Annotated in this window: 16 protein-coding genes and 1 pseudogene; 9 read left to right on the forward strand and 8 right to left on the reverse strand. The window is 71.7% G+C overall.

All coding sequences use genetic code 11. The features are described 5' to 3' along the window. Positions 1 to 58 precede the first annotated feature (58 nt). Positions 59 to 1,057 carry a hypothetical protein gene (locus ACQP1N_RS24605; protein WP_433226883.1) on the forward strand — a complete coding sequence of 333 codons (999 nt, stop codon included), beginning with the start codon at positions 59 to 61 and terminating at the stop codon, positions 1,055 to 1,057. On the opposite strand, the gene malQ is transcribed toward ACQP1N_RS24605, so the two are convergent. Genes malQ through ACQP1N_RS24625 form a run of 4 tightly spaced genes read right to left on the reverse strand, consistent with a single transcriptional unit; the run spans position 1,018 to position 6,024 of the window. Beyond that, entirely contained in the window at positions 1,018 to 3,030 is a 2,013-nt protein-coding gene (malQ, locus tag ACQP1N_RS24610; protein ID WP_433226885.1) for a 4-alpha-glucanotransferase, read from the reverse strand. The genes ACQP1N_RS24605 and malQ overlap by 40 nt on opposite strands. A 28-nt stretch (positions 3,031 to 3,058) precedes the next feature. After that, positions 3,059 to 4,123, reverse strand: coding sequence for an amidase (locus ACQP1N_RS24615; protein ID WP_433226887.1), 1,065 nt, complete (start codon positions 4,121 to 4,123; stop codon positions 3,059 to 3,061). Between the two features lie 39 nt (positions 4,124 to 4,162). After that, positions 4,163 to 5,542 (reverse strand): IS701 family transposase, encoded by a 1,380-nt coding sequence (locus tag ACQP1N_RS24620; RefSeq protein ID WP_433225973.1) that lies wholly within the window; start codon positions 5,540 to 5,542, stop codon positions 4,163 to 4,165. Between the two features lie 56 nt (positions 5,543 to 5,598). Then, complete coding sequence (locus tag ACQP1N_RS24625) at positions 5,599 to 6,024, reverse strand: amidase family protein (protein WP_433226889.1); 426 nt, start codon at positions 6,022 to 6,024, stop codon at positions 5,599 to 5,601. Positions 6,025 to 6,248: 224 nt separating this feature from the next. Between ACQP1N_RS24625 and ACQP1N_RS24630 the strand changes: the two genes are divergently transcribed. From ACQP1N_RS24630 to ACQP1N_RS24640, 3 genes are all read left to right on the forward strand, one after another. Further along, a complete protein-coding gene (locus tag ACQP1N_RS24630) occupies positions 6,249 to 7,094 on the forward strand; it encodes a nuclease-related domain-containing protein (protein ID WP_067801179.1) in 846 nt (281 codons plus the stop codon). Positions 7,095 to 7,355: 261 nt separating this feature from the next. After that, positions 7,356 to 9,218, forward strand: coding sequence for a dihydroxy-acid dehydratase (gene ilvD, locus ACQP1N_RS24635; RefSeq protein ID WP_067801184.1), 1,863 nt, complete (start codon positions 7,356 to 7,358; stop codon positions 9,216 to 9,218). 95 nt (positions 9,219 to 9,313) lie between these two features. Further along, entirely contained in the window at positions 9,314 to 9,670 is a 357-nt protein-coding gene (locus ACQP1N_RS24640; RefSeq protein ID WP_067801189.1) for a DUF1330 domain-containing protein, read from the forward strand. Here ACQP1N_RS24640 and ACQP1N_RS24645 read toward each other — a convergent pair. Both ACQP1N_RS24645 and ACQP1N_RS24650 read right to left on the reverse strand, forming a co-directional pair. After that, positions 9,667 to 9,882: an FmdB family zinc ribbon protein gene (locus ACQP1N_RS24645; RefSeq protein ID WP_067801192.1), complete on the reverse strand. Its 216-nt coding sequence runs from the start codon at positions 9,880 to 9,882 to the stop codon at positions 9,667 to 9,669. The genes ACQP1N_RS24640 and ACQP1N_RS24645 overlap by 4 nt on opposite strands. A gap of 24 nt (positions 9,883 to 9,906) precedes the next feature. Further along, positions 9,907 to 10,416: an HNH endonuclease gene (locus tag ACQP1N_RS24650; RefSeq protein WP_067801195.1), complete on the reverse strand. Its 510-nt coding sequence runs from the start codon at positions 10,414 to 10,416 to the stop codon at positions 9,907 to 9,909. Between the two features lie 272 nt (positions 10,417 to 10,688). On the opposite strand from ACQP1N_RS24650, the gene ACQP1N_RS24655 reads away from it, so the two are divergent. After that, positions 10,689 to 12,827 carry a prolyl oligopeptidase family serine peptidase gene (locus ACQP1N_RS24655; protein WP_433226893.1) on the forward strand — a complete coding sequence of 713 codons (2,139 nt, stop codon included), beginning with the start codon at positions 10,689 to 10,691 and terminating at the stop codon, positions 12,825 to 12,827. On the opposite strand, the gene ACQP1N_RS24660 is transcribed toward ACQP1N_RS24655, so the two are convergent. Further along, a complete protein-coding gene (locus ACQP1N_RS24660) occupies positions 12,803 to 13,402 on the reverse strand; it encodes a GNAT family N-acetyltransferase (protein WP_433226895.1) in 600 nt (199 codons plus the stop codon). The two genes, ACQP1N_RS24655 and ACQP1N_RS24660, sit on opposite strands and share 25 nt — an antisense overlap. A gap of 6 nt (positions 13,403 to 13,408) precedes the next feature. After that, complete coding sequence (locus ACQP1N_RS24665; protein WP_242608673.1) at positions 13,409 to 15,013, reverse strand: XRE family transcriptional regulator; 1,605 nt, start codon at positions 15,011 to 15,013, stop codon at positions 13,409 to 13,411. A 421-nt stretch (positions 15,014 to 15,434) separates the two neighbouring features. On the opposite strand from ACQP1N_RS24665, the gene ACQP1N_RS24670 reads away from it, so the two are divergent. From ACQP1N_RS24670 to ACQP1N_RS24685, 4 genes and pseudogenes are all read left to right on the forward strand, one after another. Continuing rightward, on the forward strand, positions 15,435 to 15,734 hold the full coding sequence (locus ACQP1N_RS24670; RefSeq protein ID WP_433226897.1) for a hypothetical protein: 300 nt from the start codon (positions 15,435 to 15,437) through the stop codon (positions 15,732 to 15,734). Between the two features lie 292 nt (positions 15,735 to 16,026). Beyond that, the gene (locus ACQP1N_RS24675) at positions 16,027 to 17,070 is read left to right on the forward strand and encodes a mechanosensitive ion channel family protein (RefSeq protein ID WP_433226899.1); all 1,044 of its coding nucleotides are present in this window, start codon (positions 16,027 to 16,029) and stop codon (positions 17,068 to 17,070) included. Between the two features lie 49 nt (positions 17,071 to 17,119). Beyond that, positions 17,120 to 17,497, forward strand: a pseudogene (locus tag ACQP1N_RS24680) (globin); the annotation flags it as partial. Positions 17,498 to 17,535: 38 nt separating this feature from the next. Then, complete coding sequence (locus ACQP1N_RS24685; RefSeq protein ID WP_433226901.1) at positions 17,536 to 19,107, forward strand: glycoside hydrolase family 13 protein; 1,572 nt, start codon at positions 17,536 to 17,538, stop codon at positions 19,105 to 19,107. Positions 19,108 to 19,180: the final 73 nt, after the last annotated feature.

Genomic DNA, 19,180 nt, shown 5'->3' on the forward strand with positions numbered 1-19,180 from the left:
CGTGACCGTGGGATCGTTGCACGGTCATGGGGAGGGGGCGGCCACGGGGAGGGACGGTATGGAAACGGCTCATGACGTGCTGATGGCGCTCGCGCGGCGGTACGCGTTCGGGGATCTGGCGGCGCTGATCACGCAGGGCACCCTGGCCGCGGACGGCCGCCCGGCGCGGATCGCGGCGCTGTGCGCGTTCGGGCAGCGCGTCCTGGACCTGGACGCCGAGGACTTCGGCATGCCGGAGGACGCCGGGGAGGTCCCGCGCGACCTGCTCGACCGGGCCCGCGCCAGCCGGATGCCGCAGACACCGTGGGAACGGCCGCGCGGCGCCCTCGCGAGCCTGCGTCCCGCCTACTCCCTCCTGCTGGAGGTCATCGCGATCCGCTGGCATCGCCGCGACATGGCCGCGCTGGTCGCCGCCGTCCACATCGCCGCCGAATACCTGCCGATGCTGGCCTGGGAGCCCGTCCTCGGCCACGCCGGCGATCCCGCGCTGATCGGCGCGTCGGTGTGCGGGGAGGGCAGCCGGTTCGGCGTTCCCGTGGAGCCCGGCTCGGCCCGGATGTGCGACCACACGCGGGCGGAACGTTCCGCCTGCGAGCGGACGCTCCGCGTCGCGAAGGAACCGGGGCCGGGCTGGCGCGCCTACCTGGACCGGCAGCACAGCCAGGTCGCGTCCGCACTCGGCGACTGCGCGGCCCGCTGCCGGACGCCGTGCACGGTCATGACCCGCCTGGACGGCCTCGTCCGCGCCGACCTGTCCGACCGCTGCAGGCTCGCCTGCGACTTCACCGACGGCGCCCTCGTCAAGCTCCGCCATGCGGCGCCGGTCGGGCACGGGTTCGGCGTCCCGTCCCCCGAAGAGGTGCAGACGGCGTGGAAGCGGGCGCTGAGGTCGCTGTCCCGCCACCCGCTCGGCCATAAGGCGCTGGCGGGCGCCGACGACGACCCCTACCCCCTGCGGGGCCTGCCCGCGCTCTTTTCGGCCATCGCCGGGGCCGATCTGCATCCCGACACGCTGCTTCACGACGTGACCGAGCGCATCGCGTCCACCCTCGCCTGAAGGTCCTCCAGGAGGACGGGACGTCCTTCGGCGTCGGCGAGCGGGACGCGCCAGTTCGGGTACTCGTCGATGGTCCCGGGCTGGTTCTGGGTGCGGCGTTCGCCGACGGCGTCGGTGAGAGAGATGCCCCTGAGCCGGGCCGGGGTGCGGGCCAAGAAGGTGTGCAACGCCGTCACGATCTGCTCGTCATAGGTGGTCGCGCCCTCCGCGAGCGCCTGCATGACCTCGTCGGGCGGGGCCGCCAGCAGTTTTTCGTCGTGCAGGAGGGCCAGCCAGTCGTTGAGCTGACGGCGGTGGTCGTTCTCCTCTTCGGAGCGGGGACGGGCCAGCAGGCCGAGACGGTCACGGAGGGCGATGTGGTCGCCGTGGACGAATCCGGTGATCGGCGGCATGTCGTGGGTGCCGACCGTGGCGAGCGACAGTTCCCGCCACTGGGCCGCGGGCTTGGGGCGTCCCTTTGCGTCGCGTTCGAACCAGAGGAGGGACGTGCCGAGGATGCCGCGGTCGGCCAACCGGTCGTGGAACTCGGCTTCCACGGTGCCAAGGTCCTCGCCGACCACGACGGCGTCCGCACGTTCGGCCTCCCAGGCGAGGCAGCCGAGAAGCGCGTCCCGGTCGTAGCGGACGTAGCAGCCGTCGGCCGGGGAACCGCCCTCGGGCACCCACCACAGCCGCGACACCTGCATGGCGTGGTCCAGGCGCAGGCCGCCCGCGTGCCGGAGCACGGCGGCGAGCATCTCCCGGAACGGGGCGTAGGCGGCGCCCGCGAGGCGCCGCGGGTGCCAGGGCGGCTGCCCCCAGTCCTGGCCGCGCTGGTTGAACTCGTCCGGCGGCGCCCCGACGCTCATGCCGGGCGCGAACAGGTCCCGGTAGATCCAGGTGTCGGCGCTGCCGTGCGCGACCCCGACCGCCAGGTCGTGGACGATCCCGACCGGCATCCCGGCGTCGCGGGCGGCCCGCTGCGCGGCCGTCAGCTGGCCGTCCAGGCGCCATTGCAGCCAGGAGTGGAAGTCCACGCGGCCGGCGAGCCGGGCGGCCTCGTCCGCGACGGCCCGGCTCCCGGCGTCGCGCAGTTCGGCGGGCCAGCGCCGCCAGTCCGGGCCGTGCTTCTCGGTGAGCGCGCACCAGGTGGCGAACGCGGTGAGGTCGCCTCCCTCGCGGGCGCGGAACGCATCGAGCCCGCGCTGCGCCTCGGGGCCGCGCGGCAGCCGGTGCAGGGATTCGAGGGCCTGGAGCTTGGCCGTCCACACCGCGTCCCGGTCCAGGGCGCCGCCGGGGACGCGCAGCGGCTCGGCGAGGGCGGCGAGCCGGTCGCGGTCGCCGGGCGGCAGCGCCGCGTACTCGGGCAGGTCCTCGACGCGCAGGTAGATCGGCGCGGCGAAGCGGCGGCTCGTCGGCGAGTACGGCGACGCCGTCACCGGCGGGACGGGTTCGGCCGCGTGCAGCGGGTTGATCAGCGTGAACCCGGCACCCAGCTCGCGCGCGCTCCACGACGCGAAGTCGGCGAGGTCGCGCAGGTCCCCGAGACCCCAGGACGCACGGGAGCGCACCGAGTACAGCTGGGCGGTGAACCCCCATCCGCGCTCCGGCGTGCGGAGCCTGCGCGGGGCGACCAGCAGCGGCGTGCTCCGCGACCCGGCGCGCAGGCGGTGCCAGCCGAGCGGGAGTTCGGCCGTCGCCGGGAGGGTCCGCCCGGTCGCGAGTTCGACGGCCGCGTCCTCCGGGAGGGCATTCGGGAGGACGGCCGGGAGGGCGTCGCCGCGGCGGATGACGACGACCGGCGGGAGCCCCGGCTCCCGGGCGCGGTCCAGTTCCGCCCGGACGGCGGCCGGGGTGGAGGCGTCCACCCCGAGCGCCGACAGTACGGCGACCAGCGTGTCCGGTGCGACGGCCACCTTCCGCCCGCGCCAGTCGGTGTACCGGGCCGCGGCCCCGTGCCGCTCGGCCAGCCTGATCAGTTCGTCGTCGCCCACGCCCGCACCATGCCCGGTGCGGGCGGGGTCACGCCATCCAGATCTCCGGCTTGCGGCCGATCCAGGGGCGCGCCTCCTCCAGCTGCGCGGACAGCGAGATGAGCGTGCCCTCGCCGCCGAGACGCCCGGCGAGCATGACCCCGATCGGCAGCCCGTCATCGTTCCAATGCAGCGGAACGTTCACAGCGGGCTGCCCCGAAACGTTGTACACCGCCGTGAACGGGGTGAAGTGCGTCTGGCGCCGGAAGTTCTCCTCCGGCTCCTGGCCGTGGAAGTAGCCGACGGGGACGGGCGGCATCGCGAGCGTCGGATGCAGGATCGCGTCGAACTCGTCCATCAGGGGGAACGCCGCACGCAGCGCCCCCTGCAGCGCGGCCTGCGCCTGGAGCAGCTGCGGCGCGGTAGTGGCCTCGCCCAGGCCGCGGAGCCAGCGGGTCAGCGGCTGCAGGAGGTGCTCGTCCTCCTGCGGGACGGGGGTCATCGTCGCCATCACGCCCCAGAGGGTCGCAAAGTGCGGGAGCAGATCGGAGCCGAGCACCGGCGGCAGCTCCACGATCTCGTGGCCCAGTTCCTCCAGGAGCGCCGACGCCTCCTCGTAGGCGGCGACACAGTCCGGGTGGACCTCGACACCGGGCACCGGAGGCTCCGCGCCCCGCGCGATCCGCAGCCGGCCCGGCGCCCGGTCGGCGTAGGACGAGAACGGTTCACCGGCCTGGGGCGCCCTGTACAGGTCTCCGGGCATGGGACCGGACATCACGTCCAGCAGCAGGGCCGCGTCGCGGACGGTCCGGGCGATCGGCCCGTTCGTGGCCAGCCCGAACAGGTCGGGGAAGATCGGGCCCTGCGAGACGCGGCCGCGGGTCGGCTTGATCCCGAACAGCCCGCACGCGCTGCTCGGGATGCGGATCGAGCCGCCGCCGTCGCTGCCCTGCGCGACCGGCGCCAGCCCGGACGCGACCGCCGCCGCGGCGCCGCCGCTGGAACCGCCCGCCGACCTGGACAGGTCCCAGGGCGTCCGGGCCGGGGGCGCAACGTCACTCTCCGTGTAGCAAGGCAGCCCGAACTCGGGTGTCGTCGTCTTGCCGATGAGCACAGATACGGCAGCTGTAATTTCGGCTCTGACCTGCTGTGATCATGGGGTGGTTTCGGCGTAGGTGTGCCAGGCGTGGTGGCAGGCTCGGGCTCGTTGCTGGTGGCGTCGGCGCCATAGTGACCATGCGTGTCGGTGCTGGGGGTCGGTGCGGGGCGGGGGTACGACGGTCCCCCGGATGAGCCGTAGCAGTTCGGGGACGGTGATGGGGATCAATTCGGGGTCGCCGGGGTGGCGTTCGGTGGCGGTGGTGACGGCGAGGTAGGTGTAGGCGAGCAGGGCCAGGCAGGTCCAGCGGTGCCAGGAGACCCAGCGGGTGGTCTGGCCTTTGTCCAGGCCGCAGGCCTGTTTGGCGAGCTGGTGGTCTTCTTCGATCTTCCAGCGGACGGTGGCGATGGCCACCAGCCGGGCCAGCGGCACCGGGGTCGGGCTGTAGCAGCGGTAGTAGGACAGTTTGCGGGTGTAGCGGTGCCGGCGCACCAGCAGGACCGTGCATCCGGCCTGGTCACCGGCCTGGTGGCTGTCGGGGGTGTCGTCGGGTGTGATGGCGAGCATGGCCCAGTCGTAGGAGCGGACGCCTTTGGTCCCGGTGCCGGTGCGCATGCGCTGCCACCCGCCGTCACTGATCAGCCGGACGGCCCTGCGGGCGGTGGTGGTGTGCGGGCCGAGGGCCACGGTGTGGTCGTGCTTGACGGCCATCACATAGCCCATGCCCAGGCTCCGGACGCAGGTGCGCAGGTCTCGGCCGCCGTAGACCTCGTCCCCGGCCACGAACCCGGCGCCTATCCCGCGGCCGCGGGCGCGGGCGAGCATCGCGGCGGCCAACTGCGGTTTGGTGGCGAACTCGACCTGTTCGGGGACACCGGCCAGCTCGCGGCGTTCCTCATCGGCCGCCCAGTCTCTGGGCAGGTACAGGCGGCGGTCGATGATGGTGTGGCCATGGCCGGTGGCGTAGGTGAGATTCACCGTCACCTGGCACAACGCGACCCCGCCCAGGCTCCCCGAATACTGGCGCGCCGCCCCGACACAATCGGTGGAGGATTTGGCGTCGCCGGTCTCGTCCACGATGAACACCGCGTCCTGGTCACCGTCGGCGCCACCGTCGCCGCCGGTCAAGTGTTCAACGGCCCAGGCCGCGACCTCGTCCAGGACCTGCCGCTCGTCCCATTTCGCCCTCGACAGCAGGTGCTGCAGCCGGTGCGGGCCTGTGTGCCCGAGCGCCTCGCCCAAGGTCCAGCAGTTGTGGTCCTCCAGCTCCATCAGCAGGCCCAGCACGAACTCCCGGGCCAGCCGTCGCGGCTCACACCTGCGGAAACACCCCGCGATCCGGGTCATCACCGCGTCCAGAAACCGGGCCCGCCGCTGCTGTTCGGCATGCGCTATCGTGCCCCCGACGGTCGTCGGGGTTTTGGTTTTCGTCACACAAAGCAAAGATCACGGCGGCCGTCCCGCATGTCCGGGACTCCACCCGATCGTGATCATCTCAAGCTGCCCCGCTGACCAGCAGCGACATCCCCAAATTCACGATCTACAGCTGCCGTAACAGATCCCGCTTGCGCCAGCTTTGACACGACATGGTCGTCCGCGAACCCGGTCAGTTCGGAGAAGGCGGACGAGCCGCAGGTCATCCGGACCCCGTGCACCATGTTCAGGTCCTTGATCGGGACCGGGACGCCGTGCAGCGGCGGCAGGTCTGCCGGGTCGGCCGCGCCCAGCACCGCCTTCTCGGCCTGCCGTGCCTCCTCCAGAGCCCGCTCGGCGGTGACCGTCACATAGGCACCGACCTGCGGGTTCAGCCGTTCGATGCGGTCCAGGTAGTGCTCGGCGAGCTCGACCGGAGATACTTCCCCGGTGCGGACGGCGGCGGCCATCCGGGTGGCGCTGAGGTCATGGGTTCGTGTCACAAACCGGAACGCTAGACGCCATGTACACGGGTATCCAAAAGGACAGGGACACTGCGGGGGGAAGGGAGAAGAGTATCGGCGTACCCCTCCGTACCGTAAGTTACCCACTGTCCTGATGGCAACAAAACTATTAACCCTGCATGACTAGTCGCCGACCGGCCGGATGATTACTCTGCGCACGGAGGATCATGCCCCCGATAGGAAAGGAATACGGAGCGTCACTTATGGCGATCACGGAGCGGGGCAACACGCAGGGATCCGGGGGCCGGCCCCAGGCCGAATCCGAGGAGACGCGGGCGGACGAGGCACGGCCGGAGGAAACACGTGAGCACCATCACCCGGCGCCGTTGAAGGAACGGCCCGACGAGCGCGCCGCGGCCGCGCTCGACGACCCCCAGGTACGCCGGTGGCTGTGGCGCGCCGGCGCGGCCGTCGCCGCGGGCATCGCCGTCACGCTCGTGACCGGCTGGCGGCTCGGGCTCGCCGTGGCCGTCCTGGTGGTCATCGGCGACGTCGTCCGGACGTCCCGCAGGAGTTCCTCCGTCACCGCCTGGCAGAAGTCCTCGGCCGCCGAACGGCGCACCGAGCGGCAACTGAGGTCCCTGGAGCGCAACGGGTACCTCGTGCTGCACGCGCGGGCCGTTCCCCGAGACGACGAGGGCGTCAGCGACGGGCGGATCGACCACCTGGTGATCGGGCCGAGCGGCGTCTACGCCATCGACTCCGAGAAGTGGGACAAGCGTCTCCCCGTGCGCACCATGTCCCACCTCAAGCTCTTCCACGGCCCCTTCAACAAGAAGGACCGGCTGGACGAGGCGCGCTGGGAGGCCCAGATGGCGAGCAGCATCCTCGCCGAACGTGTGGGCTTCGACGTGCCCGTGCAGCCCTCCGTGGCCATCTACGGCCCGTCCATCCCGTGGAAGGTCATGCGGGTGCGGGACGTCGACGTCTACGCGGGCAACCGGGCGCGCGCGTACCTGCGCCGCCGCCCGAAGATCCTCACCGACAGCGACGTGCAGCGCATCTTCCAGGCGGCCGAGAAGGCCCTGCCGCCGAAGTACCCCGACTGAGTCACCGCGAGGGCCGCGGGCGGCCTGCTTCCCCGGGCCGCCCACCCGAAGGCTCAACGACGAGCCCCGGCAGCGCCGGTGTCCGCCCCCCGGAGACCGGCGCTTTTTCCATGCCCTCCCGGCGGTTGGTAGCATCGAGGGTCACCGGCCGGCCCATGCGCGACCTCCGCAGCGCCGGCGGCAGCGTCGCGATCCGCCGCTGCGAACGACGCTCCCGGAACAACTCGCCGGCACGGCATGTCACAGGTTGGAGAGGTCTCGATGCCACCGCTCAGGTCACGCACGGTCACGCACGGCAGGAACATGGCGGGCGCCCGCGCGCTCATGCGGGCCAGCGGCGTCGAACGCGAGGACTTCGGCAAGCCGATCGTCGCGGTGGCCAACAGCTTCACCCAGTTCGTGCCCGGCCACGTCCACCTGAACGAGGTCGGCAAGGTCGTCGCCGGCGCGGTCCGCGAGGCGGGCGGCGTGCCCCGCGAGTTCAACACGATCGCCGTGGACGACGGCATCGCGATGGGCCACGACGGGATGCTGTACTCGCTGCCGTCCCGCGAGGTGATCGCCGACGCGATCGAGTACATGGTGAACGCGCACTGCGCCGACGCCCTGGTCTGCGTCTCCAACTGCGACAAGATCACCCCGGGGATGATGCTGGCCGCGCTGCGCCTCAACATCCCGGCCGTGTTCGTCTCCGGCGGCCCGATGGAGGCCGGCAAGCCCGTCGAGGGCGTGATGGGCGGCAACAAGCTCGACCTGATCGACCCGATCATCGCGTCCGCGGACGGGTCCGTCGCCGACGACACGCTGCTGGCGATGGAGGAGAGCGCCTGCCCGACCTGCGGGTCCTGCTCCGGCATGTTCACCGCCAACTCGATGAACTGCCTCACCGAGGCGATCGGGCTGGCGCTGCCGGGCAACGGCACCGTCCTCGCCACCCACACCGCCCGCCGCCGCCTCTACGAGGACGCCGGCCGCACCGTCGTCGAGATCGCCAAGAGGTACTACGAGGGCGACGACGAGTCCGTCCTGCCGCTGAACATCGCCACCCGCGACGCGTTCGAGAACGCCATGGTGCTGGACATCGCCATGGGCGGTTCCACGAACACGATCCTGCACCTGCTCGCCGCCGCGACCGAGGGCGGCGTCGACTTCGGCCTCGCCGACATCGACGCGCTGTCCCGCCGCGTCCCGTGCGTCTGCAAGCTGGCCCCGGCGACCGGCAAGTACCACGTCGAGGACTGCCACCGCGCCGGCGGCATCCCCGCCCTGCTCGGCGAACTGAACCGGGCCGGGCTGCTGAACAGCTCCGCCCACTCGATCCACTCGGCGTCCCTGGACGAGTTCGTCGCCAAGTGGGACATCCGCTCCCCCGGCGTCCTGCCCGAGGCCGTGGAACTGTTCCACGCGGCGCCGGGCGGCGTCCGCAGCACCTCCGCGTTCTCGCAGAGCGCCCGCTGGGAGGAACTCGACCTCGACCGCGAGAACGGCTGCATCCGCTCCGCCGAGCACGCCTACACCGCCGACGGCGGCCTCGCCGTCCTGCGCGGCAACATCGCCCCCGACGGCGCGATCGTCAAGACCGCCGGGGTCGAGGAGGAGCTGTGGACCTTCACCGGCCCCGCCGTCGTGTTCGAGTCGCAGGACGACGCCGTCGAGGGCATCCTCAGCGGCAAGGTCAAGGCGGGTGACGTCGTCGTGATCCGCTACGAGGGCCCGAAGGGCGGCCCCGGCATGCAGGAGATGCTGTACCCGACGAGCTTCCTCAAGGGCCGCGGGCTCGGCAAGGCGTGCGCGCTGATCACCGACGGCCGGTTCTCCGGCGGGACGTCCGGGCTGTCCATCGGGCACGCCTCTCCCGAGGCCGCGAGCGGCGGCATCATCGCGCTCGTCGAGGACGGCGACCGCGTCGTGATCGACATCCCGAACCGGCTGCTGGAGCTGGACGTCCCGGCCGACGAGCTGGGGATCCGCCGAGAGAAGCTGCTCGCCGACCTCGGCGGCTACCGCCCCCGCGACCGGCACCGCCCCGTCAGCGCCGCACTGCGCGCCTACGCGGCGATGGCCACCTCCGCCTCCACCGGCGCCGCCCGCGACGTGTCGCAGCTCGACCGCCTCAACGGCTGAGCATTACCCGGCGGGTAATCGCCTTCGTTCTCACTCCGCACGAGAGTGGTGGGTGCAGGGCCGCCCTGCACCCACACCTGCCGAAGGAGCCCGCGATGACCGCCTACGCCCTCGCCCACCTGCACCCGCAGCCGCCCCTGCACGACGACGTCTTCACCTACATCGAGCGCATCCAGGACACGATGGACCCGTTCGGCGGCCGTTTCCTCGTCCACGGAACGACCCCCGAGGTCATCGAGGGGCCGGTGGACGGCGGCTACGTCCTGATCGAGTTCCCCGACATGGAAAAGGCCCGCGCCTGGTACGAGTCGGACGCCTACCGGGCGATCCTGCCCATGCGCACCGACAACATGGAGGGCACCGCCGTCCTCCTGCAAGGCGTCCCCACGAGCTACGACGCCGCCGCGACCGGCCGCGCCATGCGCACGGCCCAGGAGGCTCAGACCGGCTAGGAGCAGCAACCCCCGCCGCAGCAGCCGCCGCCGGCGGGCTTCGGCGGGGGCGCCGTGGCGCGGGACGTGCCGGTGACGGCGATCGTGGACAGCAGTTTGACCGTGTCGTCGTGGCCCTCCGGGCACGGGGCCGGATCGGATGCGTTGATCATCGGGCGGGAGACCTCGAAGGTCGACCCGCACGCGCGGCAGCGGTAGTCATAACGAGGCACGTCACCAGGATACGGGGTCGCCGGTCACGCCGCGGGTTCGGTGACGTAGGCGGCCCACTGGGGATCGCCGTCGTGGACGAGGCCGATGAGACGCCAGTGCGCCCCGCGCGGGACGGCGGGCGTGACGCTGAGCGTCCAGCCCAGCTCGGACAGGAGACGGTCGGCCTTGCTGTGGTTGCAGGTCATGCAGGAGGCGACGCAGTTCTCCCACACGTGCTTGCCGCCCCGGCTGCGCGGATGGACGTGGTCGATGGTCTCGGCGCGGCGCCCGCAGTAGACGCAGCGGAAGTTGTCGCGGCGCATCAGGGCCGCGCGGGTCAGCGGGACCCGGGTCCGGAACGGGATGCGGACGTAGCGGCGCAGCCGGATGACGGACGGCACCTCGATCGTCATCGTGGCCGAATGCAGCTCGGCGCCGGAGGTGTCATGGTGGACGATCTCCGCCTTCTCCCGGAGCACGAGGCAGACCGCCCGCCGCAGCGGCAGCGTGGTGAGTGGTTCGTACGTCGCGTTCAGGAGGAGGACCTGCCGCATCAGACGGCCTCCACCGGGTTCTGCCGGTCGTTCGCCTCGGCGGGCGCGGCCGACCGCGCCTCGAACCGAGGCCCGAGTATTGTCTCCGGTTCCTGCGCACTCGCCATGAGGACCTCCCCAGGGGCGAACCGACCCACCTCAGTGTGGCGTCTGAGGAGCGCGTCCGCTACCCCAATATTCCCCCATCGGAGGCCGGATCGAACGCGACCGCGCGTTCGGGCGGGTCGGAATGTACGGGACAGGCAGGGCGGCGGGGCCAATACAGTGCATCCATGACGCCGTACCCGCCCGCGCCGCGCCAGGACATCGTCGAGACCATCCACGGACACCGGGTCGCGGACCCGTACCGCTGGCTTGAGGACGCCGACGGCGACGAGACCAAAGAGTGGCTCGCCACCCAGGACACGCTTTTCCACAAGGCCGTGGACGCGCTGCCCGGGCGGGACGTCCTGCGCGAGCGCCTCGGCGAACTGCTCGGCGCGGGCAGCGTCGGCTCCCCCGTGTGGCGGGGTGAGCGGCGGTTCTTCACCCGCCGCGCCGCCGACCAGGAGCATCCCGTCCTCTACACGGCCGGCCCGGACGGCACCGAACGCGTCCTGATCGACCCCATGGCCCTCGACCCCGGCGGGACGACCACGCTCGACGGCTGGCAGCCCGACAAGGAGGGACGCCTCCTGGCGTACAAGATCTCGACCGGCGGGGACGAGGAGTCGCTGCTCTACATCATGGACGTCGCGACGGGCGAGCGCGTCGAGGGGCCGATCGACCGGGTGCGGTACTCGTCGGTGGCGTGGCTGCCCGGCGGTGAGGCGTACTACTACGCGCGCCGGCTGCCCGCCCGGGACGTCCCGGAGGGCGAGGAGCAGTACCACCGGCGCGTCTACCTGCACAAGGTCGGCAGCGAGCCCGACACCGACGACGTGCTGATCTTCGGCGAGGGGCTGGACAAGACCAACTACTACGGGGTCGGGGTCAGCCGGGACGGGCGCTGGCTGACGATCTCCTCCTCGCAGGGCACGGCGCCGCGCAACGACCTGTGGCTGGCCGACCTGTCCGCCTCCTCGCCCGAGGCACCCGACCTGCGCGCCGTCCAGGAGGGTGTGGACGCCGGCACCGGCCTGCACGTGGGACGCGACGGCCGCGCCTACGTCTTCACCGACCGCGACGCGCCCCGATCCCGCCTGTGCGTCGCCGACCCCTCCGACCTGTCCTACGACCGGTGGCGGGACCTCATTCCGGAAGACCCCGAGGCCGTCCTCACCGACTTCGCGATCCTGGACGCCCTGGACCGCCCCATCCTGCTGGCGGGCTGGACGCGGCACGCGATCAGCGAGATCACCGTCCACGACCTGGAGACCGGCGAACGTGTCGGAACCGTCCCCACCCCCGGGCTCGGCTCGATCGGCGGGATCATCGAGCGGCCCGAGGGCGGGCACGAGGCGTGGTTCGGCTACACCGACAACGTCACGCCGTCCTCGGTGATGCGCTACGACGCGCGCACCGGCGAGACGACGCTGTGGGCGTCGGCTCCGGGCACGGTCTCCGTCCCCGAGATCGAGACACGCCAGATCACCTACACCTCGCGGGACGGAACCGAGGTGCGGATGCTGGTCGCGTCCCGTCCCGGCCTGTCCGGGCCGCGCCCCACGGTCCTGTACGGGTACGGCGGCTTCAACGTCTCGCTCACGCCGTCCTACTCGGCGAGCATCCTGGCCTGGGTGGAGGCGGGCGGCGTCTACGCGGTCGCGAACCTGCGCGGCGGGTCCGAGGAGGGCGAGGAATGGCACCGCGCGGGCATGCGGGAACACAAGCAGAACGTGTTCGACGACTTCCACGCCGCCGCCGAGAAACTGATCGCGGACGGTCTGACGACCCCCGCCCGGCTCGCGATCTCCGGCGGCTCCAACGGCGGCCTGCTCGTGGGCGCGGCGCTGACCCAGCGTCCCGACCTGTACGCGGCGGTGGTGTGCTCGGCTCCGCTGCTGGACATGGTCCGCTATGAGAAGTTCGGCCTGGGCCAGACCTGGAACGACGAGTACGGCACCGTCTCCGACCCCGAGGAGTTCGGCTGGCTCATCGGCTACTCCCCGTACCACCACGTCCACCCCGGCACCGCCTACCCGGCCGTCCTGTTCACCACGTTCGGCAGCGACACCCGTGTGGACCCCCTGCACGCCCGCAAGCTCTGCGCCGCTCTCCAGCACGCGACGGCGTCCGACGCGCCGATCCTCCTGCGCAACGAGGCGGAGGTGGGCCACGCGGCCCGCTCGGTGAGCCGCTCGGTCGACCTGATGGCCGACACCCTCACCTTCATGGCCGCCCGGACCGGCCTGACCTTCGGCTCTTCGGCGGAGGAGGCCGCGGTGGGGGCACCGCGGCCGGCGGGTCAGGGCAGGGGCTTTTCCAGGTAGACGTTGACTATGCCGCCTATGGTCTCGCGGCGGGTCTCCGTCCAGCCGAACTTGCGGTAGAGGGCCAGGGCGGGGGTCTGGAGTTCGGTGGTGTCCGCGCGGAGGACGCGGTAACCGTATTCGGCGGCGCGTTCCTCCAGGGCCTGGACCAGGGCGGCTCCGTAGCCGCGGCGCTGGACGGCGGGCAGGACGCGCAGGCGCACCATCTCCACGGCGTCCAGGGCGGAGGGTTCGGGAGTGTAGGCGCCGAAGGCGCGGGCGTGGCCGCCCGGGATGAGGTCGGCGCGGCGCAGGCCGCCCATCGCGACGATCCGGTCGCCGAGTTCGCCGACGAGGAACTCCCCGTCGTTGCGGAGGTAGATGTCCTCCATGCGGAAGAAGTCGTGGTCGTAGTAGACGCCGTCGCCCGGGCGCAGGCCGACCTGTGCGAGGCCCTCGCGGTGCAGGGCCAGGACGGTGGCGTGGTCGGCAGCGCGGTAGCGGCGGAGCCAGAGGTCCCCGAACCGCCATATCGGGGGTTCGGCCTGGACGCGGACGAGGTGGCTCTGCCAGGAGGCGCTGTCGGGCGGACCCATGCCGGGTCAGACCTGCTCGGCCGGGGGCATGGGGGCGGGGCTCGTCACCGAGGGGCCTGCGAGCGCCTCGTAGAACTCTTTCAGCGCCGGGATCTCGCCGTGCTTGGCCGCGACGGCCGCGCCGATCTGGCGGGCGCGGTGCACGAGGATGTCGGAGCGGTGGTCGGCCGGCAGGTCGAGGATGGCCTCCTGGCCGGCCGCCAGCGCGGCGTCCGGGTGGCCGGCGTGCAGTTTGCACATCGCACGGTCGAGGCGCACCAGGGTCAGGTCGACGCGGTCGGTGGGCGAGTAGAGGGTGAGGGCGTGGCTGAGCACCTCGTCACCGTGCTTGTGGTCGCCGAGGTTGGTGAAGGTGTCGCCCTCGTAGAAGGCCATCTGCCGGTCGGTGAACCCGAACACCAGGTCACTGGTATCGGCCTTGGACAGCTGGTCGAACACCGAACGGCCGCGGACGAGCGCGCGGCGGGCGCTGGGGGCGGCGTCGCCGCGTCCGCGCAGCGCGAGCATGCCGAGCGCACGCGCCTCCACGGCGGGTGCCATGGCGGCGGCGACGCCGGGGGTCCGGCCGGCGAGGTCCTGGGCCTTGCGGGCCAGGTGCAGCGCCTCGCGCGGGTCGCCGTAGTACATCGGCACCAGCGACTCGCGGACGGTCACCCAGGCGCGCAACTGCCGGTCTCCGGTCTCGTCGGCGGCGGTGCGCGCGGTGCGGAAGAACGAGCGGGCCAGCCGGTGGTCGCCAAGATTGATCATGATCAGCCCGGACAGCCCGGCCAGTTGCGCCGCGATCCGGCACAGCCGCTCCTGCAACTCGACCGGCTGCCGCTTGTCGCACATGCGCCGCACCTCGCTGAAGTCCAGCAGGACGTCGCAGAGCATCCGGAGGGACGGGGTCGCCTGGTACTGCCGGCCGTAGCCGTAGGTCGTCTCCTCCCACTGGTCGAGCATGGTCGGCGAGACGGTCGCGCCGACGAGCGTGTCGTCCATCTTGCGGCGCAGGCCGTCGACGGCCCCGAGGAACTGACCGTCGAGCGCCACGCCCGCCCCGGCCAGAAGTTGCAGAAGGGTCCTACGAAGCACGATGTCCTCCTCACCCACGTCAATGGTCAGGGGGCCGTCGGCACGGGCGGGGCCCCGTGCGTCGTTCACGGTCGCCCAGGGACGCTCCTCGGCCCTGGGCACGATCGCCCCGACGAGCGCGTCGGGGTCGGGCGCCGGACGCCGATCCGCGGCGCGCGGCTGGGGGACGCCGGGGGCGCCCGTACGGCCCGCGTGACCGCGGCCGCAGATGCAGGGCCCCTGGTAGTCGAGCGCGTCGGGCTCCACCCAGTACACGGCGCAGAGGTAGTGCAGGTACTCGGGACCGGGTCTTTTGTACCCGCTCTCATAGGCGGACAGCAGCGTCTCCCCGAGCCGGGGCGGCGGCTTGCCGTCGACCTCGTAGAGGGCCCGGACCTGCGCCACGATGTCGGACAGCGCGACCCCGTGGGCAAGGCGGTGCGCCTTGATCCGGCTGGTGCCGAATAACGGCCCGCACTGCTCATGGATGTCCTGCGCGATCCGGACCGGCCCGTGACCTCGCGCAAGGCCGTGCGCACGGATGCGGCGAGCCACGTCCGTTTCTTTCGGGGGGGGATCCGACATCGACTCCGGCCTCCTCATCGTCGTGCCGGGACGCCGTGCCCTGGGGGGAAGAGCGGCCGGCCGTCCCTGCCACGGCGACCGGTCACTGGTTGGCCACGACAGATAATCTCTCGCGCACGCAGCGTAACCCTCGTCACAGTGGCCGCCAAGCGGTTTCGGCGAAGAGGGGCCGACGGGGCGGTCTCCCGCCCCTCACGGGTAGAGATTTTTCCCCCGGGGGAGAGACCCCTTCCTCTGAGGTGGGGCAATCCGGTACCGCGCGGGCCGGACGGGCCCTTGACTCACCAGTGTGAGAATTGCAATTCTCGCTGGGAGTGACCGGACGGATTCAGAGAGTCGATCATATCGGTCGGCACATGGTCGGTGCTCGCTCATGGAGGGGGTGGTGAAGGTGGCCAGCGACAGACGCGTCAGCCACCTGGAGGAGCTGGAGCACGAACTCGACACGCAGGGGCTCGTCGCCCGCGTCGTCCGGACCCGCTCGGGCCCGGCCTTCTTGCGGGTCGTCAACCCGGAGGCCGCGAGCCTCGCGGAGGACGTCACCTGCGCGCCGGCCCCCGAGGGCAAGGACCACTACTTCTGGTGGTCGTGGGGGGAGCGCATGCACCGCGTGGACGACGTCGGCGGCGCCGCCATGAAGCTGGCGCACGTCCTGCAGCCGCTCGGTCGCGAGGCGGGCGGCCACCGCTGAACACGACACCTCCTCGATCGAGCACCACCGCACCGGGCTCTTCCTGAGACCGGCGTCCGTCCTGCGGACGCCTCCTCGGCCGGGCGTGTCCCGCGGGCCGTGGCCGGAACGGCGTGGCAGCCGCGGGCCGCGGGGCACGTTCGCCGGACCATCCTCTCCCCCACCGGTCAGCGTCATCTCACCCGGGTGCCGTACGAACCGGTCCGAGCCGTCCCTTACGATCAGGCTCGTACCCGCCGCGAGTCCACTGTGAGGCGGCAAGGCAGCACAATGGCCGGGGAGGGGCTGCACCATGTCACTGGCCGCGTCGTCGATCGCCGCGTCGCTCACCACGTCCACCACGGCACTCGCCGGCAGCCCGCTGCTGCCCTGGGCCGAGAAGGGCACCCCCGAGCTGGCCTGCAAGGACCAGACACCGACCACCGCGTGCCGGCTCGTGTGGAACGTCTCGCACAACACCGGCTTCACCGGGTTCTTCGCGACATGGCTCGACAAGCCCCTCACCACCCTCCTGTGGATCATCATCACCTTCGTGGTCGCGCTGATCGTGAAGAACATCGCGCACCGGATGATCACCAAGGTCACCCTGCGGATGGCCGAGGGGACGATGTCGGAGCGGGCCCGGGAACGGTCCCGGACGATCTTCGAGGGCAGCCCCGTCCTGCTGAACAAGCGGCGGGCCCAGCGCGCGCAGACGCTCGGCTCGGTGCTGCGCTCGATCGCGTCCGTCCTGATCATGGGGACGGCCCTGTTCAGCATCCTCGGGTCGCTCGGCCTCAACCTCGCCCCCATCCTGGCCAGCGCGAGCGTCATCGGCGTCGCGGTCGGCTTCGGCGCGCAGAACATCGTCAAGGACCTCCTCGCCGGGCTGTTCATGCTGCTGGAGGACCAGTACGGCGTCGGCGACCTCATCGACGTGGGCAGCGCGAAGGGGACGGTCGAGGCCGTCACGCTGCGGGTCACCCGGATGCGGGACGTCAACGGCATCGTCTGGTACGTCCCGAACGGCGAGATCAAGAAGGTCGGGAACGAGTCGCAGAACTGGGGCCGCGCCGTCCTCGACATCCCCGTCGACATCCGCGAGGACACCGAGAAGGTCAAGGAGATCCTGCAGACCACCGCCGACGAGATGGCCGCGGACTCGCCGTGGCAGGACCTCGTCCTGGAGAAGCCGTCGGTGTGGGGCGTGCAGGCCCTCGCCGGTGACGCCATCGTGATCCGCATGGTGCTGAAGACCGCACCGGGCAAGCAGGGCGACGTCGCCCGCGAGCTGCGCGAACGCGTCAAGCGCGCGTTCGACGATGCGGGCGTCATGGTGGCCACCCCGGCGCCGTAACCGATCAAGGTGGGGATCGGGGGGCATCTCACATAGGGTGGGGAGCGCTATGGCTGAACAGGTGACGTTCTACGAGGCGGTCGGCGGCGAGGAGACCTTTCGCCGGCTGGTGCACCGCTTCTACCGGGGTGTCGCGAGCGACCCCGAGCTTCGTGCCATGTACCCCGAGGAGGATCTCGGGCCCGCCGAGGAGCGGCTGCGGCTGTTCCTGATCCAGTACTGGGGCGGCCCGAACACCTACAGTCAGCGGCGCGGCCATCCGCGGCTGCGGATGCGGCACGTGCCGTTCGTCATCGGCGAGGCCGAGCGGGACGCGTGGCTGCGGCACATGCGGGTCGCGGTGGAGGAACTGGAGCTGCCCGAGCCGCTGGAGAAGCAGCTCTGGGACTATCTCACGATGGCGGCGCGCAGCCTGGTGAACTCCCCCACGTGACCGGCGCGGGGTAATCGGGTAGATCGGCGTGTATGACGCGAATCCCGTGGTGGCGCCACGCCGTCGTGTACGAGGTCTACGTCCGCAGCTTCGCCGACTCCGACGGCGACGGTGAGGGCGACCTCCAGGGGATCCGGTCCCGGCTCGGCCACCTGCGCGACCTCGGCGTGGACGCGCTGTGGCTCACCCCCTTCTACACGTCCCCGCTGGCGGACGGCGGCTACGACGTGGCCGACTACCGCGACGTGGACCCGCGCTTCGGCACGCTTCACGACTTCGACGCCCTGGTGGCGGACGCGCACGCGCACGGGTTGCGGCTGATCATCGATATCGTCCCGAACCACTCGTCCGACCGGCATCCCTGGTTCCGGGAGGCGTTGGCCGCGCCGCCCGGGTCACCTGCGCGGTCGCGTTACATTTTCCGCCCTGGACGGCCAGGGGAACGTCCCGGCGAGATACAGCCCCCGAACGACTGGCCGTCGGCGTTCGGCGGCCCGGCCTGGACGCGAGTGGACGACGGCGAGTGGTACCTGCATCTGTACGCGCGCGAGCAGCCGGACTTCAACTGGCGCAACCCGGAGGTCCGTTCCGAGTTCGAGGAGATCCTGCGGTTCTGGCTCGACCGCGGCGTGGACGGGTTCCGCATCGACGTGGCCGCCGGCCTGGTCAAGGACGAATCGCTCCGCGACCTCAACGGGCGGGACAGCCGCGCCCTGAACGGCCCCGTCTACAGCCGTCCCGAAGTCCACGACGTGTACCGCGGCTGGCGCCGGATCCTGGACGAGTACGACGGCGACCGCATGGCCATAGGCGAGGTGTGGACGGACGGCCCGGAAGACCTCGCGCTCTATCTGCGTCCCGACGAACTGCACCAGGTGTTCCAGTTCGACCTGCAACTGGCCCCGTGGTCGGCGGCGGCATTCCGCGAGGTGATAGACGCCGCGTTGAAGGCCGTCGCGCCCACCGGCACCGCACCCACATGGGTGCTGTCCAGTCACGACTCGATCCGCCACGTGACCCGGTATGAGCGGCCGGAGAGCGTCCCTGGGATCGGACATGCGCGGGCCAGGGCGGCGCTGCTGCTGCTCTTGGCGCTCCCAGGATCGGCCTACCTGTACCAGGGTGAGGAACTCGGCCTGCCCGAGGTGACGGACCTGCCGGACGAGGCCCGGCAGGACCCGATCTTCGAGCGCACGAACGGGGAACTCGCCGGACGGGACGGCTGCCGCGTCCCGCTGCCCTGGTCGGGCGACACCGAACCGTACGGGTTCTCCCCGGGCGGTGTCCGGCCGTGGCTGCCGATGCCGGCGCGGTGGGCGCCGATGACCGCGCAGGCGCAGGCGTCCGACCCGTCCTCCATGCTGACGTGGTATCGCGACGCGCTGGCGCTGCGCCGCCGCCTCCTGGACGACCTGCCGGAGGACATCGACTGGCTCGACTCCCCCGGCACGGCGCTCTGCTTTCGGCGCGGCCCGCTCATATGCGCGCTGAACTGCGGCGAGAACCCGGTGCGCCTCCCGCCCGGCACCCCGCTGCTGACCAGCACGCCGCTCTACGGCGACCTGCTCCCCGGCAACTCCGCCGCCTGGCTCACGCCCTCCTGAGACGCTCACGCGGTGCGCCGGTGCGGGCCAGGGGTCGGGACGCGCACCGGCACACCGCGGGCATTCGGCGGCG

Origin of the sequence: Actinomadura formosensis (assembly GCF_050948385.1) — a bacterium.
GTDB classification, from domain to species: Bacteria; Actinomycetota; Actinomycetes; order Streptosporangiales; family Streptosporangiaceae; genus Spirillospora; species Spirillospora formosensis.

Excerpts from the sequence above, each read along its gene's own strand:
- ACQP1N_RS24605 (WP_433226883.1), top strand. The coding sequence starts at position 59 with ATGGAAACGGCTCATGACGTGCTGATGGCGCTCGCGCGGCGGTACGCG.
- ACQP1N_RS24630 (WP_067801179.1), top strand. The coding sequence starts at position 6,249 with ATGGCGATCACGGAGCGGGGCAACACGCAGGGATCCGGGGGCCGGCCC.
- ilvD (WP_067801184.1), top strand. The coding sequence starts at position 7,356 with ATGCCACCGCTCAGGTCACGCACGGTCACGCACGGCAGGAACATGGCG.
- ACQP1N_RS24640 (WP_067801189.1), top strand. The coding sequence starts at position 9,314 with ATGACCGCCTACGCCCTCGCCCACCTGCACCCGCAGCCGCCCCTGCAC.
- ACQP1N_RS24650 (WP_067801195.1), bottom strand. The coding sequence starts at position 10,416 with ATGCGGCAGGTCCTCCTCCTGAACGCGACGTACGAACCACTCACCACG.
- ACQP1N_RS24655 (WP_433226893.1), top strand. The coding sequence starts at position 10,689 with ATGACGCCGTACCCGCCCGCGCCGCGCCAGGACATCGTCGAGACCATC.
- ACQP1N_RS24660 (WP_433226895.1), bottom strand. The coding sequence starts at position 13,402 with ATGGGTCCGCCCGACAGCGCCTCCTGGCAGAGCCACCTCGTCCGCGTC.
- ACQP1N_RS24675 (WP_433226899.1), top strand. The coding sequence starts at position 16,027 with ATGTCACTGGCCGCGTCGTCGATCGCCGCGTCGCTCACCACGTCCACC.
- ACQP1N_RS24685 (WP_433226901.1), top strand. The coding sequence starts at position 17,536 with ATGACGCGAATCCCGTGGTGGCGCCACGCCGTCGTGTACGAGGTCTAC.